This is a genomic window from Syntrophus buswellii (assembly GCF_046097065.1).
In the GTDB taxonomy this organism is placed as follows: domain Bacteria; phylum Desulfobacterota; class Syntrophia; order Syntrophales; family Syntrophaceae; genus Syntrophus; species Syntrophus buswellii.
This window is the reverse complement of sequence record NZ_CP175563.1, coordinates 1,198,709-1,220,678: the sequence shown is the minus strand read 5'-3', so window position 1 is coordinate 1,220,678 and position 21,970 is coordinate 1,198,709. Positions and strand designations below refer to the sequence as shown.

21 protein-coding genes and 1 riboswitch are annotated in these 21,970 nt (G+C 57.0%); of the genes, 14 read left to right on the top strand and 7 right to left on the bottom strand.

The genetic code is table 11. The features are described from left to right. Nucleotides 1-108: 108 nt before the first annotated feature. The 5 genes from ACJ77P_RS05500 to thiE all read right to left on the bottom strand — a co-directional run bounded on the left by ACJ77P_RS05500 (nt 109) and on the right by thiE (nt 6,353). Entirely contained in the window at nt 109-2,673 is a 2,565-nt protein-coding gene (locus ACJ77P_RS05500) for a response regulator (protein ID WP_408999219.1), read from the bottom strand. 297 nt (nt 2,674-2,970) lie between these two features. Further along, the gene (gene thiF, locus ACJ77P_RS05495; RefSeq protein ID WP_367360801.1) at nt 2,971-3,588 is read right to left on the bottom strand and encodes a sulfur carrier protein ThiS adenylyltransferase ThiF; all 618 of its coding nucleotides are present in this window, start codon (nt 3,586-3,588) and stop codon (nt 2,971-2,973) included. Next, complete coding sequence (thiH, locus tag ACJ77P_RS05490; protein WP_408999218.1) at nt 3,585-4,718, bottom strand: 2-iminoacetate synthase ThiH; 1,134 nt, start codon at nt 4,716-4,718, stop codon at nt 3,585-3,587. Before thiH ends, thiF begins: the two co-directional genes overlap by 4 nt. Next, nucleotides 4,711-5,487, bottom strand: a complete 777-nt coding sequence (locus tag ACJ77P_RS05485; protein ID WP_367360799.1) for a thiazole synthase — start codon at nt 5,485-5,487, stop codon at nt 4,711-4,713. Before ACJ77P_RS05485 ends, thiH begins: the two co-directional genes overlap by 8 nt. Before the next feature lie 2 nt (nt 5,488-5,489). Next, entirely contained in the window at nt 5,490-6,353 is an 864-nt protein-coding gene (gene thiE / locus ACJ77P_RS05480; protein WP_408999217.1) for a thiamine phosphate synthase, read from the bottom strand. A gap of 53 nt (nt 6,354-6,406) precedes the next feature. Beyond that, a riboswitch (TPP riboswitch) is annotated at nt 6,407-6,520 on the bottom strand. Between the two features lie 237 nt (nt 6,521-6,757). On the opposite strand from thiE, the gene ACJ77P_RS05475 reads away from it, so the two are divergent. From ACJ77P_RS05475 to ACJ77P_RS05460, 4 genes are all read left to right on the top strand, one after another. Next, nucleotides 6,758-7,849: an Ldh family oxidoreductase gene (locus ACJ77P_RS05475; RefSeq protein WP_408999216.1), complete on the top strand. Its 1,092-nt coding sequence runs from the start codon at nt 6,758-6,760 to the stop codon at nt 7,847-7,849. A gap of 20 nt (nt 7,850-7,869) precedes the next feature. Continuing rightward, on the top strand, nt 7,870-8,364 hold the full coding sequence (locus ACJ77P_RS05470) for an alpha/beta hydrolase (protein ID WP_408999215.1): 495 nt from the start codon (nt 7,870-7,872) through the stop codon (nt 8,362-8,364). Between the two features lie 255 nt (nt 8,365-8,619). Continuing rightward, nucleotides 8,620-9,849: a MiaB/RimO family radical SAM methylthiotransferase gene (locus ACJ77P_RS05465; protein ID WP_408999214.1), complete on the top strand. Its 1,230-nt coding sequence runs from the start codon at nt 8,620-8,622 to the stop codon at nt 9,847-9,849. A 151-nt stretch (nt 9,850-10,000) separates the two neighbouring features. Next, a complete protein-coding gene (locus ACJ77P_RS05460; protein ID WP_367360793.1) occupies nt 10,001-10,414 on the top strand; it encodes a 4Fe-4S binding protein in 414 nt (137 codons plus the stop codon). A 60-nt stretch (nt 10,415-10,474) separates the two neighbouring features. Here ACJ77P_RS05460 and ACJ77P_RS05455 read toward each other — a convergent pair whose 3' ends face one another. After that, nucleotides 10,475-10,825, bottom strand: coding sequence for a hypothetical protein (locus ACJ77P_RS05455; protein WP_367360792.1), 351 nt, complete (start codon nt 10,823-10,825; stop codon nt 10,475-10,477). Between the two features lie 162 nt (nt 10,826-10,987). Between ACJ77P_RS05455 and mtaB the strand changes: the two genes are divergently transcribed. The 3 genes from mtaB to ACJ77P_RS05440 are packed head-to-tail and all read left to right on the top strand — an operon-like array spanning nt 10,988 to nt 14,111. Beyond that, entirely contained in the window at nt 10,988-12,316 is a 1,329-nt protein-coding gene (gene mtaB, locus ACJ77P_RS05450; RefSeq protein WP_408999213.1) for a tRNA (N(6)-L-threonylcarbamoyladenosine(37)-C(2))-methylthiotransferase MtaB, read from the top strand. Beyond that, a complete protein-coding gene (gene rnc, locus ACJ77P_RS05445; RefSeq protein ID WP_408999212.1) occupies nt 12,313-13,035 on the top strand; it encodes a ribonuclease III in 723 nt (240 codons plus the stop codon). Before mtaB ends, rnc begins: the two co-directional genes overlap by 4 nt. Nucleotides 13,036-13,040: 5 nt before the next feature. Beyond that, nucleotides 13,041-14,111, top strand: a complete 1,071-nt coding sequence (locus ACJ77P_RS05440; RefSeq protein WP_408999211.1) for an elongator complex protein 3 — start codon at nt 13,041-13,043, stop codon at nt 14,109-14,111. Here ACJ77P_RS05440 and ACJ77P_RS05435 read toward each other — a convergent pair. Next, on the bottom strand, nt 14,106-14,672 hold the full coding sequence (locus tag ACJ77P_RS05435; protein ID WP_408999210.1) for a phospholipase D family protein: 567 nt from the start codon (nt 14,670-14,672) through the stop codon (nt 14,106-14,108). The two genes, ACJ77P_RS05440 and ACJ77P_RS05435, sit on opposite strands and share 6 nt — an antisense overlap. Nucleotides 14,673-15,154: 482 nt before the next feature. On the opposite strand from ACJ77P_RS05435, the gene ACJ77P_RS05430 reads away from it, so the two are divergent. From ACJ77P_RS05430 to ACJ77P_RS05400, 7 genes are all read left to right on the top strand, one after another. Further along, complete coding sequence (locus ACJ77P_RS05430; protein ID WP_408999209.1) at nt 15,155-15,355, top strand: transposase; 201 nt, start codon at nt 15,155-15,157, stop codon at nt 15,353-15,355. Between the two features lie 442 nt (nt 15,356-15,797). Beyond that, nucleotides 15,798-16,478 carry a PEP-CTERM sorting domain-containing protein gene (locus ACJ77P_RS05425; RefSeq protein ID WP_367360786.1) on the top strand — a complete coding sequence of 227 codons (681 nt, stop codon included), beginning with the start codon at nt 15,798-15,800 and terminating at the stop codon, nt 16,476-16,478. Nucleotides 16,479-16,678: 200 nt separating this feature from the next. Beyond that, nucleotides 16,679-17,566 carry a GTPase Era gene (era, locus tag ACJ77P_RS05420; protein ID WP_408999208.1) on the top strand — a complete coding sequence of 296 codons (888 nt, stop codon included), beginning with the start codon at nt 16,679-16,681 and terminating at the stop codon, nt 17,564-17,566. A gap of 123 nt (nt 17,567-17,689) precedes the next feature. Next, complete coding sequence (locus ACJ77P_RS05415) at nt 17,690-18,373, top strand: thiol:disulfide interchange protein DsbA/DsbL (RefSeq protein ID WP_408999207.1); 684 nt, start codon at nt 17,690-17,692, stop codon at nt 18,371-18,373. A 38-nt stretch (nt 18,374-18,411) separates the two neighbouring features. Beyond that, nucleotides 18,412-19,050 carry a protein-disulfide oxidoreductase DsbI gene (gene dsbI, locus ACJ77P_RS05410; protein WP_367360783.1) on the top strand — a complete coding sequence of 213 codons (639 nt, stop codon included), beginning with the start codon at nt 18,412-18,414 and terminating at the stop codon, nt 19,048-19,050. A gap of 257 nt (nt 19,051-19,307) precedes the next feature. Then, complete coding sequence (gene der / locus ACJ77P_RS05405) at nt 19,308-20,657, top strand: ribosome biogenesis GTPase Der (protein WP_367360782.1); 1,350 nt, start codon at nt 19,308-19,310, stop codon at nt 20,655-20,657. A 121-nt stretch (nt 20,658-20,778) separates the two neighbouring features. After that, nucleotides 20,779-21,966: a branched-chain amino acid ABC transporter substrate-binding protein gene (locus ACJ77P_RS05400; protein WP_408999206.1), complete on the top strand. Its 1,188-nt coding sequence runs from the start codon at nt 20,779-20,781 to the stop codon at nt 21,964-21,966. Nucleotides 21,967-21,970 lie beyond the last annotated feature (4 nt).

Genomic DNA, 21,970 nt, shown 5'->3' with positions numbered 1-21,970 from the left:
GAGCAGAAAACCGGTCCTGGAACGGTGGCGCCGACCCCCGCTTTTTTCAGACCGGACCGGAAATAATTCGCTCGAAGCGGCGGAATCCGGTTCGCAAAAAGCGGCCTGTTATCGGGAAGCGGCATATTCCGCGATGGCCTCCAGAAGCCCCGCTTTTTTGACGGGCTTGACGAGGTGCCCGTTGCAACCGGCTTCAAGGCTCTTCTGCCTGTCCTCTTTATAGGCATAGGCTGTCAGCGCGATGATCGGCGTTTCCTTGAGGCGATGCTCCCTTTCCCATGCTCGAATCTCCCGGGTCGCCGTATAGCCGTCCATCACCGGCATCTGGATGTCCATGAGGACAAGGTCGTATGTCCCCTCCCTGAACTTCTTCACGGCCACCGCCCCGTTTTCTGCGATATCCACCTGGTAAGGACACTTTTTGAGATAGGACAGCAGCAGCAGGCGGTTGTCGTCCGAGTCCTCGGCCAGGAGAATTCGGAGGGCCCTGGGCTCTCCAGGGACGGTCGGTAACGAGGCCGCGGGTTTTCGGGATGCGGCTTTTGACTTTCCCACGGCGGCCAGGATCACATTTTTAAGATCGGCCCGCTTGACCGGCTTGGTGAGGTAGGCCGCTATGCCCAGTTCGTGAAACCGCTTCGGGTCTCCCCTCCCCAGGTCCGAGGTGAGCATGACAATCGTGGCATCCTTTATCTCCGGGTCTTCCTTGACGCGCTTCGCCACATCAAAACCGTCAAGAAGGGGCATGCGGTAATCGATGAGCAGGAGATCAACGGGCGTCCCGGATTTCCCGGCCCGTTTCAGTTCAGCGATTCCCGATTCCCCGTCTTCCGCCTCCGCGGTCAGGGCGCCCCATCCGGCAAGGATCTCCCGCAAAATCATCCGGTTGGTGGCATTGTCATCGACAATGAGGGTTCGAAGCCCCTTGATCTCCACCTCCAGCTTTTCGGCCGGTTTCTTCTGCTCCTCCTGGAAGCCGAATGTCGCCGTAAAAGAGACCCGGGTCCCCCTGCCCATTTCGCTCTCAATCCAGATCCGCCCCCCCATCAGTTCGATGAGGCGCTTCGATATGGACAGCCCGAGCCCGGTGCCCCCGTACTTGCGGGTCGTGGACGAATCAACCTGGGTGAACTTTTCAAAGATCAGATCTATTTTTTCTTTGGGGATGCCGATTCCCGTATCGGAGATCCGGAACAGCAATTCCGTGTTATCGCCGTCTTCCTGCCTGTAGGCCTCAGGCTCCCCCCTGCTCACCTCGACGAGAATCTCGCCTCTCTCCGTGAATTTAACGGCATTTCCAATCAGGTTGATCAGGATCTGCCGCAGACGGATCGGATCCCCGATCAGGTTGACCGGTACATCGGGCAGGATGTGGCAGATCAGCTCAATCCCCTTGTCATGGGCGCGGATGGCCAGCACTTCACCAGTCTTTTCAACGAGTTCGGCAAGATCGAACTCCTCATACTCGAGTTCAAGATGTCCGGCCTCCACTTTTGACAGGTCAAGAATGTCGTTGATGACGTTCAGGAGGTTTTCTCCCGCATTCTGGAACACCTCGACATACTTCTCCTGCTCGGGAGTAAGCGGCGTCTCCGACAGGAGCTCCGCCATGCCGAGAATGGCATGCATCGGCGTGCGGATTTCATGGCTCATGCTGGCCAGAAAATCGCTCTTGGCGCGGTTTGCAGCTTCGGCCTCTTCCTTGGCCTTCCGTAATGCCTCCTCGGCATTTTTTCGCTCGGTGATGTCCTCTATGACCCCATCGACCCACTTGACCCTGCCGTCGGCATCATACAGCGCCTTTGCCGTGGCTGAAGCCCAGATCGGCGTGCCGTCCTTTTTCCTCAGCTGAAGCTCCTCATCCTTCACAAAGCCGCATTGCCGGATTTTTCTTCCAAACCGGCGCATCTCCTCCGGGTCCTGGTAGGCTTGCGAAACGGGCAGCTCCATAAAGTCGCTCATGGAGTCATAGCCAAAAATCTTCACGATGGCAGGGTTCACCTGGACAAAACGCCCCTGCTGCCCGGCTGTGACCCTGTACACGCCGATATTGACATTTTCGACGAGCGTTCGATACCTCTCTTCACTTTCCTGGAGCGCCGCCTCCCGCTCGGACAGCTTTTTCAATATTTCGTTGATTGCCTTGAGCTGCCGGGTGCGCTCCGCAATTCTCTCCCGAAGCTGCTCATTGAGCTTGTAGACCTCCCGTTCGGCCTGCTTGCGTTCCGATATGTCCATGAAGGATAGAACGCTCTTTGTTGTTCCTGGAATGATGGCGACCGTCATGAAGATGTCCCTGAGCTGACCCGCCCTGTTTTGAAACCGGATTTCATAATTCCTCGGGGCCGCGTCGGGATCGAGAATCCGCAGTGCGGAATAGCGCCTCATCTTTTTTTCATCGTTTTTCTCGATGAAGCCGATCCAGCTTCTCCTGCCCTCCAGTTCCCCCCTGCCATAGCCCGAAAGCTTTTCAAATTCCGCATTTGCCAGGGAGATGGTGAAGTCCTCCCCGCCTATGATCGTGGCGCAGCCGGTATTCTCGAAGATGGTCCGGTATTCGGCCTCCGATGCCCCCGTCAGGCCCCCTTCCCCGGCCTCCCGCTCAGCCGCCTTCCGGCGCAATTCCCTGAGCTCGGAAAGGAGCTGCTCTCTGGTTTTATCCTCATCGTTCATGCGACAATCCACTCATCACGGGGAATCCTGCAGAGTCGGATTTCGGCCGATCCTGCCGGGGAGAACATCCTTCAGCGCCTCTTCATGGAAGCCGCCAGAGCCGGATCGCTTCACTTCCCGAAAGTCCGAAAGGTTCGGCCGCTCCCGGGCCGCCGGACGTGCCCCGGGAAAGGCGGCGGGGGAGTTTCATCTGGAGATTTTCAGAAAAGGCTTGGATTTACGTAGGGAAAGTATAGGGAAACGGCGGGTTCCTGTCAACGGATTAGCGGATGCGGGGGCCGGCAAAGCCCTGTCCCTTCAATCCCCGGACAGCACGTGCTCCAGGATCACGTCGGCCTGCTTGGCGGCGGCAATGGAAACCCTCGGGGAAATCGCGGGCCGGAAGGCGATATCGGATTGCAGATCCCCGATGAGGACGAAGTTCTCCCGGACGGGATGCAGCCGGATGGCATCGCTTGATCCGTAGCCGCCAAGCCCGGAAACCGCCACCACGAATTTCTTCAGCATGAGCAGTTCGGAAACGAGGAGGCTTTTGTCTTCGGGGCGGTCCAGGCACTCCGCCACCACGGCGCAATCGGAGAACAGGGCGCCTACCGAATCTTTCTCGATTTTCCGGTCCTCGATCTCCAGTTCCAGGTCGGAGGCGATCCGAAGGAGGTTCTGGCGGAGGGCCTCGACCTTCCGCATCCCCACCTGGTCGGCGAAGTAAAACTGGCGGTCCAGGTTTCCCGCCTCGACCACGTCGAAATCAACCAGCTTCAGGCTGCGGAATCCGACCCGCACGAGGTGGGCGGCACAGTTCGACCCCAGGCCGCCGGCCCCGGCGATGCCGACCCGGATCGTCCGGAGCCGGTCGAATTTTTCCCGGCCGATCTTCCCGATGAGATGCTCGTGAAACGCTTCGATAATCGTCATAATCCAAAAATCCAGTCCTTTAACACCGGATCGTAGCCCTTTTCGCGAAGCCGGGCCATCATCTCCGGAATGCTCCGTGAATCGGCAATCTCGAACTGCGCAAAGGCGTCTTCCGCCTCGTCCGGAACGGTGTAGCCGCCGACGCTGGTGCAGGAGCCGGCCGACATCCGGGTAATGCCCAGGGGAATCAGGGAATCGCGGAAACAGGAGTCCTCCCGGGTGGAAAGGGCGATGCCCAGCCGGGGCAGAAAGAGCCGCAGGGCCAGAATCGCCTGAACGATGTTCCGGTCGCCGACTTCGCACGAGCCCTGAAAGGCGCCGGCAAAGGGCCTCAGCCTTGGCACGGAGGCCCCGATCTCGACCTCGGGGAACCGGTCCTGGAGGTAACGGGCGTGGAGCCCGACCATCAGGATCTCCCTTCGCCAATCCGCCAGTCCGAGAAGAGCCCCGATATTGACCTGCCTCATCCGGGCCGCGGCGCCCCGCTCCGGCGCCTCCAGGCGATAGCGGAAATTCCGCTTCGGCCCAGCGGGGTGGAGAACCCGGTACAGACTTTCGTCATAGGTTTCCTGGTAAAGGGTCAAGCCGTCGACGCCCTCCGCCACCAGGCCGGCATAGTCTTCCTCCGACAGGGGGTAAACCTCGATGGCCACCGAAGAAAAATGCCTTCTGAGAACATTCACGCAATCCCGGAGATAACCCACAGGGCTTTCCTTCTTCGATTCCCCCGTCAGCAGAAGAATGTGCTGCAACCCCGTGCCGGCAATAAAGGCCGCCTCGCGATCGATCTCCTCCAGGCTCAGTTTTTTCCGTTTGCGCCGGTTTCTCGAACTGAAGCTGCAGTAGAGGCAGGAGTTTTCGCAGTAATCCGACACGTAGATGGGCGCGTACAGCTGGATCGTCCGTCCGAAATACCTCAGCGTCAGCGCCCGGGCCTTCTGCGCCATCGACTCCAGGTGGGCTTCGGCGGCCGGGGAAAGGAGGGCGAGAAAATCGGAAAAGGAAAGATGCACCCGCCGAAGGGCCTGTTCGACATCCGCCCCGGAAGCGGCGGCAAGGGCTTCGCCCCAGTCCCGTTCCCGGCAAGCAAGGTAGGTATCGTAAAAGCTTTTTGACAGAAACTCAGTCATGATCCCTCAAAAAACCCGTCAGGGGTGAAGAGGCCCTGGCCTCGGCGGCGCTTCCGGGCATCCCGGTCCGGTAGGCCAGTCTGCCCGCCTTCACCGCCAGGCTGAAGGCCCTGGCGAATTCCACGGGATCCGGGGCAACGGCAACGGCGGTATTGACCATCACGGCGGCGCATCCCATCTCCATGCACTGGCATGCGTCGGAGGGCTTCCCCAGCCCCGCATCGACGATAATCGGCACCGAAATCTCCCGGATCAGAATTTCCACCAGTTCCCGGGTCCTCACCCCCCGGTTCGTGCCGATGGGCGAGCCCAGGGGCATCACGGCCGCCGCGCCGCAGTCGGCCATCCGCCGGGCCATGGAGAGGTCCGGGCTCATGTAGGGAAAGGTGATAAAGCCTTCCTTGACGAGAGTTTCCGTCGCTTTCAGGGTTTCCAGATTGTCGGGAAGGAGATACCTGCTGTCGGCGATGACCTCGATCTTGATCCAGTCTCCCGCCCCGGAGGCCCTGGCCAGCCGGGCGATGCGAACCGCTTCGGCGGCATTCCGGGCGCCGGAGGTGTTGATCATGACGGTGCAGGACGGCGGAATATAATCAAGGATGCTCTCCGCCATCGCACCGCTCTCCACCCTTCGCAGGGCGACGGTGACCACATCGGCCTGCGCGGCCAGCAGGGCCTCGCGCATCTGCGCGTTGCCGGCGTATTTGCCCGTCCCCAGGAAAAGGCGGCAGGCGATCTTCTTTCCTCCGATCTCCAGCAGATCTTCCATTCCTATCCCCCTCCGACAAAGCTGACCAGTTCCACCGAATCCTCCGCCTGCAGGGAGACCGTCGGCCAGTGTTCGCGGGGGATGACTTCGAGGTTCAGCTCGACCACAACCCGCTCCGGAACCAACCCCCGGGTCTCCACCAGCTCCTGCAGCGTCACGTTCCCATCCGGAAGGCTCTCCTCCCGACCGTTGACTCTCACCTTCACGCGCCCCCTCCCTGCGCCCTTTTTCAGGCGATCCTTGTACCACCGCGTCCGGGACGCGACATCCTCCGCCTGCATGATGTCGCGGATCAGAGCGACGGAAGAGGCCCCTTCCGACAGCAGGAGATCCAGGTTGGACGTATTGACGCCCCCGATCAAGACCACGGGTGTCGAAGCGATGCGCAGGACTTCCGCCACGTCCCCCGTCCCGATGGAATAGTCCTTGGTCCGGGTGGGAAAGATGGGGCCGAAGGCGAGATAATCGGCGTCCAGTTCACAGGCCCGGCGGAACTGCTCAAGGGAATGGGTGGAAAGGCCGAGAATCCGATCCTTTCCGATGATTTTCCGCGCCGTGTCCACGGAATACGTCTGAAGATCCTCCTGCCCCAGGTGGACCCCGTCGGCGTCCAGTTCAGCGGCAAGGAAGGGATCGTCGTTGACGATGAAGGTCACCCCGCTCTTCCGGCAGAGCGCGGCTAGTCCGCTTCCCAGTTGGAGAAGATCGGATCGCGGCCTGGATTTCTCCCGCATCTGGAGGATATCGACCCCCCCGGCTATCGCCTCTTCGGCAACGGACATCAGGGGCCTGCCGGTTCCGTACTCCTCGGTGAGGACAAGATAGAGATGGCGATCCGTCAGATCGCGCGTGTTTCTTCCGTTCATGTTCAGCCTCGAATAAAAAAGCCCTTATGCTTGAAAATCGAGGCATAAGGGCTCCATGTTCTCTTGCACTCCCTCCGCCGGCATTACCCGGATCAGGTTGTGAGGGTCTTCCGCTCTGCACCTGCGGAACTCTCAGGCCGAAGTTACGGCCTCCCCTTATGCGCTATGAATGGACAAGGATGAAATCACATTATCCCGTTTCTGTCAAGGCGTGAAGCGTTGAAGGTTCGACTTCTCCGGGGTGCCTGAATCCACTTGATAATATCCGAAATCTCAGGTAGTTTGACGGGCAATTTTCCTGAAGACCGCTTCTTCGTTTCCGGCCCCCGGCCGGTAATCCGCGAGATCCAGCAGGAAACCGGGGAGACGGACAGAAGCCGAAAAAAAATGAAGAGGATTCCCCAATGACCCGATATGTCAACGATTCGGACTTGCTGCAATTCGTTCAGGATGTGTTCTCCAGCTTCGGAATCAGCCGGGAGAATGCCCTCATCTGCGCCGACAACCTCGTCCTCGCCGATCTGCGAGGCGTTTCATCCCATGGCGTGGCGCGCCTTCGCCGTTATGTGGACGGCATGACCAACGGCACCATCCTGCCCCACAGCGAGCCCTGGGTGGTGCGCGAAGCCCCGTCCACCGCCACGGTCGACGGCCGGGCGGGCCTGGGGCAGATCACAGGGCATTTCTCAACCGGGATGGCGATTGAAAAAGCCAAAAAAACCGGCGTCGGCATTGTCGCGGTGCGCAATTCAAATCACTACGGCATCGCGGGCTACTATACGCAGATGATGCTGGAAGCAGGCCTCCTGGGAATCTCCATGACCAATACGGCGCCCCTGGTCGTGCCGACCTTCGGGAGGAAGATGATCATCGGCACGAATCCCATCAGCCTCACCGCACCGACGAAGCGCAACCGGCCCTTTTTCCTGGACATGGCCACCTCGGTGGTGCCCCGCGGAAAGCTGGAGGTCTACGACCGGATGGACAGGGACATGCCCGCGGGATGGGCCGTGGACTCCAGAGGCCTGACGACGACGGATGCCACGGAGGTTTTGAAGAATATGGTCGCCCGCCTGGGCGGGGGCATTCTTCCCCTCGGCGGCGAAGGGGAGCTTTACGGAGGCCACAAGGGGTACGGAATCGCCCTTCTGGTGGACATTCTCTGCGGCGTCCTTTCAGGGGGTGCCTATGCCGACATGGTCGACGTCAAAGGTCCCGGCGGCAAAGGTCAGCCTGCCCGGGTCGCTCACTTCTTCATGGCCCTGAACATCGAGAATTTCGTGGAACTGGACGTTTTTCAGGAAAAAATGGACGACCTCATCGACCGCCTCAAGGAATCGGAAAAGGCCGAAGGCCAGGAGCGGATCTATATCCACGGAGAGAAGGAATACGAACTCTACGAAAAACACAAATCATCGGGCGTCCCTCTGGAAGAACCTGTATTCGACAGCCTGAAGGCTATCGCCCTGGAGCGCGGAGTGCCCTTCGAACTCTGAGGTGGAAAGGAAAATCCGTCATGACGCGCGTTTTTATCCACGGCCTGGAAAGCAGCAGCCAGGGTGACAAAGGCCGCTATTTCCGGGAACGTTATCCCGACATGATCATTGAAGATTATTTCGGGTCCCTGGAGGAACGAATGGAGACCCTGAGGAAGCGGCTGGAAGGAAAAGCGGACCTGATCCTGGTGGGATCGAGTTACGGCGGGCTGATGGCCACGATCTTCGCCTGCGAACAGGAGGAGCGGGTTCGTAAGCTCGTCCTGCTGGCGCCGGCCCTGAGTCTTCCCGGATTTGCCCCTTACCTGAACCGGCGCCTCTGTGTCCCGACGGCCCTCTTTCACGGCAGCGGGGACGACGTCGTCCCCCCGGAACCGGTGCGGGAGATCGCCGAACAGGTTTTTCTCAACCTGAGTTATAACCGGGTTGTTGACGACCATTCCCTCCATGAGACCTTCTCTTCCATGGCCTGGGATTCCCTGATCAACATCAAACAGGATGGCACGTATCAATAAGGATGGTCATGGTAAAGCCCGCGATGACACCGTCCATGGAGCGTCTTTGGTGACCGGTCACGTATGGACAGATGCGGCTTTCAAAATCCAATTTAAATGACTCTATTATGGTTCGACTACGTTTGGTGGCTTAAAATATGCTAATGCACTTCATGATTGGGCATTGTTCCGCCGTTTGTTGATCCGGCCAGATTTTCCTGCCCTAATCAGGACATAACTCTCCCATATTTAAAACTCATTCTGATAAAAGTGATTATGAACGACAAAGATCAATCTACCAGAAGTGCAGTGTTTTTAACAAACGGGTGCCCTGAAAATCGGCTTGACGCTGCCAGTATGCTGGAATTGTGGCGCAGTCAAGGTCGGGATGTTTCTTCAGATGTCTCCAATGCCGATTTAATCCTTTTCAACGCTTGCGGCCTGACGGATGCCAACGAAATGACATCTCTAGAAATCATCAAAGATATAAGAAAGAAAAAGAAGAAAAGTTGTCGTCTTATTGTCTGCGGCTGCCTTCCAAGAATTAACCCCGCAGCTCTTGAAGGGATCTATGAGGATATTACGTTCGGATCGGATGATATTAAATCTTTTTCAAAATTGATAAATGCCGATCAATCAAGGAATTATCCTTGTGCTAATTATTTGCTTCCAATCACCACCTATGAAAATATCAGTATCAAAAGTATTAATCGATTCAATAAGCTAATTGATCCATATTTTACGTTGTATCATCTTTTGCTTAATAAACGATATTCCAGGTATGGGCGTGAAAGAGATATCTCCAATCCCCGCCATTATTTCATCAAAATCGCTACAGGTTGCGTACATCGTTGCTCCTACTGCGCCGTGAGACTATCACGAGGGCCTATTCACAGCAAGCCGATAGAAAACATTTTACAGGAGGTAAGAAAGGGCTTGATGGATGGCTACTCAGATATTGCGCTTCTAGCAACGGATTCGGGCAGCTATGGTGTTGATCGTAACGCCACGTTTGTGGATCTCTTGAATGAAATTCTTTCCATCCCCGGAGACTTTCGTATTCGGCTTAGAAATGTCCATCCGCAGTTCTTGACGTTCAAGTTGCCAGACTTGGTTTCCATTTTTAAAACAGGCAGAATTGTACATATGACTTCGGCGATTCAATCCGGTAACAACAGAATTCTAAAACTGATGAATAGAAATTATACAGTCGAATCCTGTTGTGCCGCCTATGATGCGCTTAAGAAGGCATGTCCCTCTCTACAGATTCGATCCCAGATCATTGTGGGTTTTCCAGGTGAGACAGAAGCCGAATTTCAAGATAGTCTCAAAGTGATAGATACAGGATTATTTGATTTTATGGAGGTTTACCAATTCTCTCCCCGAATAAACACACCGGCTGCAGCGTTGGCAAACAATTTGTCATCGAGTGTTGTATCGAATCGTTACTATCGCCTGGTGAAAAAAATTGTGGAACAGATCGAGAGCGGAAGGAAAACTCGGTGATTAACATTCACGTAGATTGATGTGCCTCAGTCGAAACCGGCCTTATCAATCTCAAATTTTACATGCCGTAAGGCCATGCATTTCTTGACAAGCCGAAGAAAGTAGTCGATAAGAAAGGCCTTGTATCACATTCGGAAAGAGGCTTGAAAGCATGTATTCCAAAAAGGTCATTGTCCACTATTCCGCCGGCATTGTCGAACAGCCGATCATCTACCAGCTGGTCAAAAAGTATGATCTGATCTTCAACATCCTCAAGGCCAGGATCTTCCCCCGGCGGGAAGGCGTCATCGTCCTGGAGCTGAGCGGTGAAAAGGACAACTTTGATGCGGGGGTCCGCTTTCTCCAGGAAAAGGGCCTGCGGGTCGAACCCCTGTCCAAGAGTGTCAGTCACAACACGGAAAAATGCGTGCACTGCGGCGCCTGCACCTCCTTCTGCCCCACCGGCGCCCTGTCCATGGACCCGGTCACCATGAAGGTCTCCTTCGATCCGGAAGTCTGCAACGGCTGCGGCCTCTGTGTGACCGCCTGCCCGGCGAGGGCGATGGAGATCAACCTGGGGTTCTGACCGGGGACCGGAACGTCCCCCCCCCCGACGAATGCCCGCCGCGGCTTGAGACGTTCTCATTTACCTGCTCGGCTGTTTCTCTTTCTCCTTTCCCGTCAGGGAATCCATGCCCTCGGTAAACTTCCTCCCCTTCTCGTAGACAACCTTTCCCGTTTCGTACGTTTTTTTGCCGGTCTCCACGATTTTTTCCGCCTTCACCCTGGTCTTCTGCCAGAATTCCCCCACGTCCTTCGAAGACCGGCCCGGCTCCTTCAGGTAGTGATATCCTGCGATGGCCAGAACGATAAGGACGCAGAACAGGGCGAGCTTGATCAGCCGATTGAAGATGAAGTAGCAGATCAGAACCGCCGCGGCAAGAATCAGCATCAAGGCGGTATGATGGGACGAAAGGTAAGCTAACAGGGAATCCATGGCCATCTCCAAAAGCAGAATCGCTTCATCTTAAAAGTTCTCCTTGATCCTCGCATTGTGATTACCGCGCTTTTGTAATAAAATCCAGCTCTCCTTTCGTCTTGACAAACTCTTTCAGGATGATAAGAGTCCATCCGGATCGAATCCGGAAAGGAGCAGGAATTGAAATCGGAACGCCCGTTGTCCAGGGTCGCAATCGCCACACTGGGCTGCAAAGTGAACCAGTACGAATCGGCGGGAATCGGGGAGGCCCTGGCGCGTTCAGGCCATGCCCTCGTCCCCTTTTCGGAAACAGCGGATTGCTACATCATCAACACCTGCACCGTAACGGCCCGGACCAACTACCAGTCCCGGCAGATCATCCGGCAGGCGATCCGGAAAAATCCCGAGGCCCTCATCGTGGTCACCGGATGCTACGCCCAGACCGCGCCGGGTGAAATTGCCGAAATCCCCGGCGTTTCCCTGATTGCAGGTCATGGAGAGAAGGATCGGATCCCCGATCTGCTCGGCAGCCTGGAAAAAAACGGCCGGGAAATCCGTGTCGGGGACATTTCTCCGGTCCGGCCCTTTGCTTCCCTGCCTGTGAGCCGCTTTCAGGATCACACCCGGGCCTTCCTGAAGATCCAGGACGGCTGCAACGCCTGGTGCCGCTACTGCATCATTCCATCCGCCAGGGGAAGAAGCCGGAGCCTCTCGCAGGACGGGGTCCTGGAGCAGCTGAATCTCCTCGGCCGGGCGGGATACCGGGAGGCCGTCCTGACTGGAATTCACCTCGGGGCTTACGGGCAGGATCTCTCGCCGGAAACCTCCCTTGTCGACCTTCTGAAGCGGATCGTAGGGGAAAGGCCGGTGGAGCGCCTCCGCCTGAGTTCCATTGAGCCCACCGAAATTTCGGATGACCTCATTTCGCTGCTGCGGGAATCCACCCTGATCTGCCCCCATCTCCACATCCCGCTCCAGAGCGGCGACGACGCCATCCTCTCCGGGATGGGACGCCAGTATTCCGCCGCCTTCTATAAAGCCCTGCTGGTGGATCTCGAAGGGGCGATCCCCGATCTGGCCATCGGCATCGACGTCATCGCCGGCTTTCCCGGAGAGGATCGGGCGTCCTTCGAAAACACCCTGGAGCTGATCGAATCCCTGCCCGTGGCCTATCTCCATGTCTTCCCCTATTCGCCCCGTCCGGGGACCCCCGCTGCGGATATGCCCGATCAGGTCCCCCCGGACGAGAAGAAAAGGCGCGCGGAAATGCTGCGCGACCTTGGAGCACGGAAGCGGGAAGCCTTTGCCCGGCGTTTCCAGGGGCGCACCCTCCAGGTTCTCGTAGAGGAGCGGATTGACCGCATCAGCGGCCTGAGAAAGGGGTTTTCCGGCAACTATCTTCCGGTCCACCTGATCAACAGCAGGGCCTCCCAGGTCAACTCCCTGGTCACGGTCCGGCTTGAAGGCTTCGAGGGCACAAGAATCCTGGGGAGGGTCCTTCCGCCATGACCGAAGAGCGCCATCAAGCCCTGAAGAACCTGGGAACGGCTCTTTCCCACCCCTTCGCCGACCTTTCCCTGCTGGATCATGCCCTCGTCCACCGCTCCTATGTCAACGAGAATCCGGCATGCTCCTTCGGCGACAACGAACGGATGGAATTTCTGGGGGATGCCGTTCTCGAACTGTGCATCACCGATCTGCTGATGAAAACCTTCCCGGACTATTCGGAGGGTCAGCTGTCCAAACTGCGGGCCTCCGTCGTCAACGAGCAGCCCCTGGCCGATCTCGCCAGGAAACTCGAGATCGGTCGCTACCTCCTCCTGGGCAAAGGGGAGGAAAGCTCCGGCGGCCGCTCCAAAACCTCCATCCTGGCCGATACCCTTGAAGCCGTCATCGCCGCCGTTTACCTGGATGGGGGCTTTGACCGGGCCTGCGAAGTGGTCCGCGGACTTTTCAGCCTCCTGATCGTAGAAGGAAGCCGCAACCTGACCTACCGGGACTACAAGACGGCCCTCCAGGAGTACAGCCAGAACCGGTTCAAGGACATTCCCAGCTATGCGCTCATCGGGGAATATGGCCCGGACCATGACAAAATCTTCGAGAGCCGCCTTTCCCTTTCCGGGATCCTGGAAACAACGGGCAGGGGGAAAAGCAAAAAGGAGGCGGAACAGAACGCCGCCCATGCCGCCCTGGATGCCCTGATGCAGAATTCCGATGAGCAAGGCTGAGCTTCATGGCCGCCCCCCGGATCATTCCGATCTTTCTGCCCTACCAGGGATGTCGCCAACGCTGCATCTACTGCAACGAAAGGATCGCGACGGGCGTGGCGCCGGGAGCCCTCTCCGAAGAGACTCTGCAAAAGATCATGGCGCTTTCCTCCGGCCGCTCAAAACCGGACCGCCGGCCGGTTCAGATCGCCTTCTACGGAGGGACCTTCACCGGAATGGCGGCAGAGGAACAGACCCGCCTGCTGAGGATGGTCCAGCCCTTTCTGCGGGAAGGCCGGGTCGACAGCCTCCGGATTTCCACGAGGCCCGACGAGATTGACGAGGATAACCTCGATCTCCTGCGCCGTCATGGCGTAAAGACCGTGGAAATCGGCGCCCAGTCTCTCGTTGAGGACGTCCTTCGCCGATCCCGGAGGGGCCACACCGTGGAAGATGTGCTCTCCGCCGTGAAACGCCTGCGCCGGAAAGGATTCGAGATCGGAATACACCTGATGGCCGGCCTTCCGGGCGACAGCCGGCAGTCCTTCGCCACCACCATCGACCGAACCTGCATCCTCCAACCGGACACGGTCCGGCTCCATCCGACTCTGGTCTTCAAGGACACGGCCCTCGAGACCCTGTATAATGAAGGGCGCTATTCGCCCCTTTCCCTCTCCGAAGCCGTCCGGCAGTCCCGCTATGCCCTGCTCCGACTGGAAAAGGCGGGCATCGCGGTCATCCGGATCGGCCTGCAGACGACTCCGGAAATGGAGATCCCGGGCAATGTCGTCGCCGGCCCTTTTTCCCCGGCGCTGCGGTCTCTCGCCAATGCCGGAATCTTCCGGGATATGGCCTCGCTCCAGCTTTCCGCCGTCGCGGCCGAGGGCCGGACCGTGGCGTTTCTTCTCTCCCAGCGGGATCTCTCGGATTTCCGGGGCAAGAAAAACGAAAACCTCGCGTTTCTCACCGAGCGGTTCGGACTGCAAGGAATCCGGATCGCCGGAAGCCCCGATTATCCCAGAGGCTGGCTGACGCTCCGGAGCGACGGCCGAACCGTCGTTCTCCATCGGACAGGCCTCCTTACCACTCTGTCATGACGGTTCGGACGGCTTCTGGTAGGCGTGGGAGTGGGCCCTGTGCGCCTCCCAGTTTTTCAGATACAGCCCGGCGATCGCCCCGTCCCGGATAATGAGCAGATTTTCCGCATTTTTCTCCTCGGCGGCCCTGGTAAAATTGAAGCTGCCGGTAATAACCGTCTGCTGATCGATCACCATGACCTTATTGTGCGCAATGGCGTGCTGATCGTCGATGAACGTCGGGATTCCCCGGTTGGTCATAAAATTCGCCGTCCCGTATTTGGTCGTTTCGGCATTGGATTTGTCCAGGATGACGTCGATCTTTACGCCCCGTTTCCGGGCATCGAGCAGCGCCCTGGCGATCGGGCGCGACGTAAAGGAATAGGCCTGCACCTTGATTTCCGAGGTCGCCCGGTTCAGCTCCTGAACGATCGCCTCGGTGCAGCCGCCGCTAGGGCTGAAGCAGACGCGGATGGCCGCCCTGTCCACGGCCTGCCCCCTCTCCTGCTGCTCACAGGCGCAGATCCCGATCAGAAGGACCGCAACAAGAAGCAGCCCCGTATAGATTCCCCTGTTTTTCACTGCTTGTAAAACCTCCCACAAGAGCCTGTCATGTCCTGTTCAGGCGCAATAAAAAGCTCCTTCTACATCCCTTTACGCCCTTTCGTCAAGAGCTGGTCAGGAAAAACTGGACAGCATAAGGGATTAAGCTGTTCTATAATTCCCCAAAGGAGGAGCAAGATATGGGCGAAAGACGCCTTTCCTGCTTCCGCCTCAATTGAAGACTGGTTGCCTGAAGGTCACCTTGCCCGCTTTGTGGTTGAAATTGTTTTTACCACTCAACCTTCGTTCTTGAAGAGACTCCTATGCCGGTCTCAGCTCGCAACCATACAACCCGGTGATGCCGACAGCGGATATTTCAGCAAGACGAAAGTCGGTGCCTGTGAGAGGCAAGGATTCACACCTTACATTGCCGTCGATCGAGAGGACGACAATGAACCCTTATGGAGCCGATTCCAGGAGCCGCCGCTGCTGCCGGACAATGACGATGCCGGTACTTAAGGATGAAACACCGGCTCCGGACATCGGCAGGAAAAGCCGTCTCTGGATTACGCAATACAACCTCGGATCCGATTTTCGGCATCATCAAGTCAGTCGTGGGATTTCGAACTTTTTCGATGCGCGGTTTTGCAAAGGCACAAGGGGAATGGATTCTTGCCTGCAAAGCCTGGATCATCAAAAGGCTGCATGCCCTGACCCGATAGATTGAAAAAGAAGATGGTTTCTCCAAGGAATAAACAGAGAATATTCAAGCCGCCTCCGATTATTATCTGAAAGAGCCAGAACAATCCGCATAAAATTGTTTTAATCTTTTACAATTCCTGAATTAATAATAAATCATAGCGATTATGAAACATTAAATCAAAATTTTTCATCTGGCATCAAATATGTTCGTCGGAAATGTTTACAACTTTCATTTAAATAAATTTTATAAATTACACATTCCACATATAAATCAAGATCTTACGTGCAAGGCACAATTAATGCTCATGCGTATAATGAAATGATGCTTAAATGGAATTGTTGGAAGTGAGAAAATATTTTAACTGGTTATGGAGCTGCGAGGACGTGGCTTTCGTTTATGTTGATAAGTGCTTATTGCAGGAAGATTTATAAAATACTACGAAAAATAGAAAGGAGAACGTAATGAAAAAGTTAATTGCACTTATGATTGTAATGGTTGCGAGTCTTATGTTATGCGGTGTCGTCATGGCGGTCCCCATAACATCCACGGTAACGGCAGGCGATAAAGATTGGGGCGCAACTCGCAGTGCCTATGATGACACGACAAACATGGACTGGTATGTTTTCAAGGCTGGAAGTGAGGTATCGGGTGCTGCAACGAACAGCAAAGGGCTCATTTCCTGGACATACAACCTGCCTTACCAGATTACGACGGCGATTTCTGGAAGTATGACGGCTAGGGTATGGGATATCGATCCGAGTGATATCATGACGGTTTATTTTGACTTTGGAAATGGGAACATTGTTAATGCTGGCCTCTTAACCGGCAGTGATGGCGGAAATATTACTACCTGGGAAACTGCTGTCGCCAATGGCACCACTGCTTCACTTGGCGGCTGGTCGACGACCACCTTTGCTCTTGATTCCGTTGCATTAGCAGCGCTTTCTGGAACGACGGGATTTAATCTTCTTCTCGCGGTAGAGAACACTGCAACTTCTTGGGCTGCAGTTATTGACTATGCCGATTTCACCCTGACCTATGAACCAGGCGCCCCCAATCCGGTTCCCGAACCCACCACGATGATGCTTCTTGGTTTTGGTTTGATCGGCTTGGCTGGAGCCTTTAGACGGTTTAGAAACTAACGAAACACACGATAAGTTTATATCGAAAGGCAGGGTCAGAAATGGTCCTGCCTTTTTTCTTGTCTTTTGATCAATGCTCTTCATTCCCCCATAAAATATCCTCCTGTTTCAGCCCTCCTGATCTGTTAGGACGTCGTTCCGGTTGCAGGGCCGATTTTTCCATGGTATGGAAAAACAAATGCAAGGGGGAATTTTCCGTCATGTTCAAATCCGGCTTTATCGGAATCATCGGCAGGCCCAATGTGGGAAAATCAACGCTGCTCAACGGCATCCTGGGCGAAAAGCTGGCCATCATCACCTCCAAACCCCAGACCACCCGGAACCGGATCCTGGGCATCTTCAACCGGGAAGACGCCCAGTTTGTCTTTGTGGATACGCCGGGAATCCACTCGCCCCGAACGCCGCTGAACCGGGCCATGGTCCGCGCAGCGACGGACACCTTCGCCGATTCCGATGTTCTTCTGCTCGTCGTGGAAGCGGGGCAGGAGATCGGCCCCGACGATCGGCTCATCCTCGAATCCCTGCAGGGGAACGCCACCCCCAAGTTCCTGGTCCTGAACAAGATCGACCTGATCCGCAGGGAGCAGCTTCTGCCGCAGATGGAGGCCTTCCGCCACCGGCATCCCTTCGCTGAAATGATCCCGGTATCCGCGCTGACCGGCGAGGGCATTCCCCTGCTTCTCGATGAGCTCTGGAAATACCTGCCGGAGGGCCCCCGGTATTTCCCGGAGGAGATGATGACGGACTCCAGCGAGCGATTCGTCGCCGCGGAAATGATCCGGGAAAAGATTCTGCTGTTGACCCATAAGGAAATCCCCTATTCCGCGGCCGTCGTCGTCGATTCCTTCAAGGAGGACGAGGCAAAAAATCTCATCCGCATCTCGGCCACGATCAACGTGGAAAAGGAATCGCAGAAGGGGATCCTCATCGGAAAGAAAGGCTCCATGCTGAAGGAAATCGGTTCAAGAGCCCGGGTGGACATGGAGAAGTTCTTTGCGGCCCGGATTTTCCTGGAGCTCTTCGTGCGGGTGAGAAAGGACTGGACGAAGGACGCCAAAAGGCTCCGTGAATTCGGCTACAGCGAATGAGCAGGGTCCGGCCCCTGTTTTTTTCCATGGGGAATCCGGTGAAAAAAAAGCCGCCTCGGGCAAAAAGGCGGTTTTGGAATTGCATTTATTTCCGAGAACAAACACAAGGGGGAAGGAAAGCTTATGACAACGTTGACGGGAAGAAAAAGGCTTTTGGCGCTCATCACGGCCATGTCTCTTCTTCTGGCGTTTTCCTTTGCGGCGCCGGCGCTGCACGCGGCCGTTCGAGAGGGCGTTGACTATGTGACCCTGGCGAAGCCCGTTGCCGGCATGGACCGGGCCGTGATCGAAGTCTTCAGCTACGACTGCACCTTCTGCTACAAGCACGACCAGATGGTCATCCCCAGCCTGGCAAAGGTCCTGGCCAGAGACGGCATCCGGTTTGTCCCCTGGCATCTCAAAACCCGGGGCCGATACGGCTCCCAGGCAAGCGAACTCTTCGCATCGCTCATGACCAGGGACGAGAAGGCCGGCTTAGGCCTTTTCGACGACCGGGCTTCCTTCAAAAAGGCCAAGTTCGCCTACTACAGAGCCTATCACGACAGCAGGGAGCGATGGGACAGGGGACCGGAGAGCTTTCTGAAAACAGGCCTGGACGCCGCCGGGATTTCCGGCGGGGAATTTCAGAAGCTTCTTCGGGAGCCGGCCACCCAGGCCCGCCTCAAAGACTGGGATGGTGCGTATGAAATCGCCAGGATCCAGGGAATTCCGGCCTTTGTCGTAAAGGGAAAATACCTGCTCTCCATGAAAAACCTCCGGTCGCTGGACGACATGGCGGCCAAGATCAGGGAACTGATGGCAAAATAGCCCTCCGCCGGGGCCATCTTCCGGTTTCATGAGAAGGCATGATGAATTGGATCGAAAAAATAGCCGCCTTGCAGGACCGCCGGATTTTATGGGTCCTGATGGCGATCATCGGCATCGGCCTTGCCCTCACCTCGTTTCTCGTCTTCCAGAGGTGGCTCTACCTGAGGCCGTGCGAACAGTGCGTCTACATCCGCTTCGCCATGGCCTGTATCGCCGTCGGCGGCGCTGTCGGCGCCGTCAATCCCAGGGTTCTCGTGCTGAAGCTTGCCGGTTACGGCGCGGCGGTCTATGGCGCGACTAAGGGGATCGACTACTCTCTGACGCTGATCCGGATCGGCGAGGCGTACCGCAGCGGCAATCTTTTCGGTGTCCAGGGCTGCAGTGCGGAGCCGGCGTTTCCCTTTCACCTGCCCTTGCACTCGTGGTTTCCCGCCACCTTTCTACCCACGGAAGACTGCGGCGTCAGCTATCCGATCATTCCCGAAGGCGCCGTTTTAAGCCCCATGCAGAAATACTTTACGGACCTGTACCGCGACGGCTGGTACCTGATCCCCTCCCGCCAGTTCATGACCATGGAGCAGTGCACGCTGCTGTGCTTCAGCCTGATCCTCACCGCCCTCCTGATTTGCCTGATTTGCTGGACGATTGTCCAGGCAGGAAACAGACGTCGCCCCTGAGAATTCAAGAAACCCTTTTTTCCCTGACGGCGGACCGGGCTGCCCGGGAAGCCCGTATTTTCCTGTTGCCCTCTTTTCCCTTGAACTGTCCGGCAAGATGTGCCAAATATCCCCTCAATTCCATGTGCGGAAATGAAGGGAATCATCCGATTTTTCGCTTTTATCTTCCTGCACGGCCCATTCTTCCGGAAGCTCCTCTTCTCCATGTCACACCGGCCGGGAAGAACAGTCTTCACCATATCAATAAGGGGTAGGTTTTGGAAAGAAACACCATTGTCGCCATCGTCGGAAGGCCCAACGTGGGCAAATCCACGCTGTTCAACCGGCTGTCCCATAAAAGCAAGGCCATCGTCATCGATGTGCCGGGAGCCACGCGGGACCGGAACTACGCGGACTGCAGCTGGTACGGACGCCGGTATACCCTGATCGACACGGGAGGCTTCGAACCCGCTTCCACGGAGACCATCCTCATCCAGATGCGCGAACAGACCCATCTGGCCATTGAAGAGGCCGACCTCGTGATCTTTCTCATGGATGGGCGGGACGGCCTGACCCCCGCCGACATCGAAATTTCGGCGATGCTGCGGGAAGCGGGGAAAACCGTCTTTTACGCCGTCAACAAGGTTGACGGCCCCCGCCATGAAGGCTTCCTGCCCGAATTCTACCGCCTCGGAGCGCCCCGGATCCATGACATCTCCGCACAGCATGGCCTGGGCATCGACGAACTGATGGATGACCTGGCGGAATATCTTCCTCCGGCAAGAAAGCCTCCCGAAGAAGGCGAAGAGGAAAAAGCGGGGGAGCGGATCCGGATCGCCCTGATCGGGAAACCCAACGTGGGCAAATCGTCCCTGCTGAATAAGATTCTCGGTTATGAGCGGACCATCGCCAACCCCACACCGGGAACGACCCGGGACGCCATCGATACCCCCTTTACCTTCAGCGGCCGGAACTATCTGCTCGTCGACACGGCCGGCATCCGGAAGAAGAGCCGCATCAGCCTTCAGCTCGAAAAGTACAGCGTCGTCCAGGCCCTGAAGACCCTGGACCGCTGCGAAATCGCCCTGCTGCTCATCGACGCGGAGGAGGGAATCACGGACCAGGACACCAAGATTGCGGGGCTCGCCTTCGAAAAGGGCCGGGCGGTCATTGTCGTGGTGAACAAATGGGATAAGATCGCCAAGGACAACAGCACGGTGGGCCGCTACGTCGAGGACATCCACGACCGGCTGAAATTCATGGATTTCGCCCCCATCATCTTCGTCTCCGCCCTGAGCGGCCAGCGTGTCATGCGGATTTTTTCCCAGGTGGAGGAGGTGTACCGGCAGTACACGGCCAGGATCGGCACGGGGGAGCTGAACCGGAAGATGACGGAGATTGTCACCCGCAATCCGCCGCCCCAGTACGCGAAAAAGGGGCACCCCTTCAACTACGTCACCCAGGTGGCCGTCAAACCGCCCACCTTCGCCTTCTTTGTCGCCAAGCCCGCGGAAATCCATTTTTCCTATGAGCGATTCCTGATCAATTCCCTGCGGGAGTCTTTCGGGTTTACAGAAGTCCCCATCCGGATCGTTTTTCGCAGGAAGCACCGGGACACCGGCTCCTGAAGGCTTGATTTCGCCTTGACTCCCTCCGACTTTTTCAGTAGTAATGCTGGGTTTTAAATTTCGGATTACCCTGTCATTTGCGCGGGATAACAAATTTACAAGCGCCCTTCAGGAGGTTGCCATGAAGCGTTTTTTACATCGTTCTTCTTCGAGCCTGATCTTTTCAGGATTCTTGATCCTGCTGCTCCTCGCATCCCTTGCCGGCTGCGCCGGGGAGGAGGGGAAATCGCCCGCCGGCGGAGAGAAAAAGGAAGCCGCTGCGGCAAACGACATCCGGATCGGCGTCGCCGGGGCTCACAGCGGCGATCTGGCCTCTTACGGACTGCCCACGGTCAAGGCGGCGGAACTGGTGGTCAAGGACATCAACGCCAAGGGGGGCATTCTGGGGCGGCAGGTCAAACTTCTTGTTGAAGACGATGCCTGCAAGCCGGAAATGGCCGCCAACACCGCGGCCAAGCTCGTCTCGGCCAAGGTCCATGCCGTCATCGGCCATATCTGCAGCGGCGCGACGAAAGCGGCCATAGGGATCTACAAGGATGCCGGGATCGTCGCGATCACCCCGTCGGCGACGAATCCCGAGCTGACCCAGAGCGGCCGGTACCCCAATTTCTTCCGGACCATCGCCCCCGATGACGCCCAGGCGAAGATGCAGGTGGATTTCGCCCTCAACCGCCTCAACGCCCGCAGGATCGCCGTTCTCCATGACAAGGGCGATTATGGGAAGGGCCTGGCTGAATTCGCCAAAAAGTTCGTTGAAGCGTCCGGAGCGGCCGAGGTCGTCCTCTTTGAAGGGGTGACGCCGGGCGCCGTGGACTATTCGGCGGTCGTCCAGAAGATCAGGGGGGCCAACGCCGATGCCGTCATTTACGGCGGCTATCATCCCGAGGCTTCCTCCATCGTCATGCAGATGCGCAAGAAGGGCATGAAAACCGCCTTCCTCTCCGATGACGGCGTCAAGGACACCACCTTCATCAAGGTTGCCGGCCCCTACGCGGAAGGCGTCTATGCCACAGGTCCCAGAGACACATCCTCCAACCCCATCGCCATAGCCGCCAATGAGGCCCACAAGAAGGCCTATGGATCCGAACCCGGCGCCTTCTTCCTGAACGCCTATGCCGCAACACAGGCGCTTCTCAACGCCATCGAAAAGGCCGGATCCACGGATTATGAAAAGGTCCGGCAGGCCCTGCGCTCCCAGGAAGTGGAAACCCCCCTTGGAAAGATCCATTTTGACGAAAAGGGCGAGGCCGTCGGAGTGGGCTTTGCCATGTACCAGGTGAAAAAGGGTGTCTACACCGAGGTTGAGTAAGACG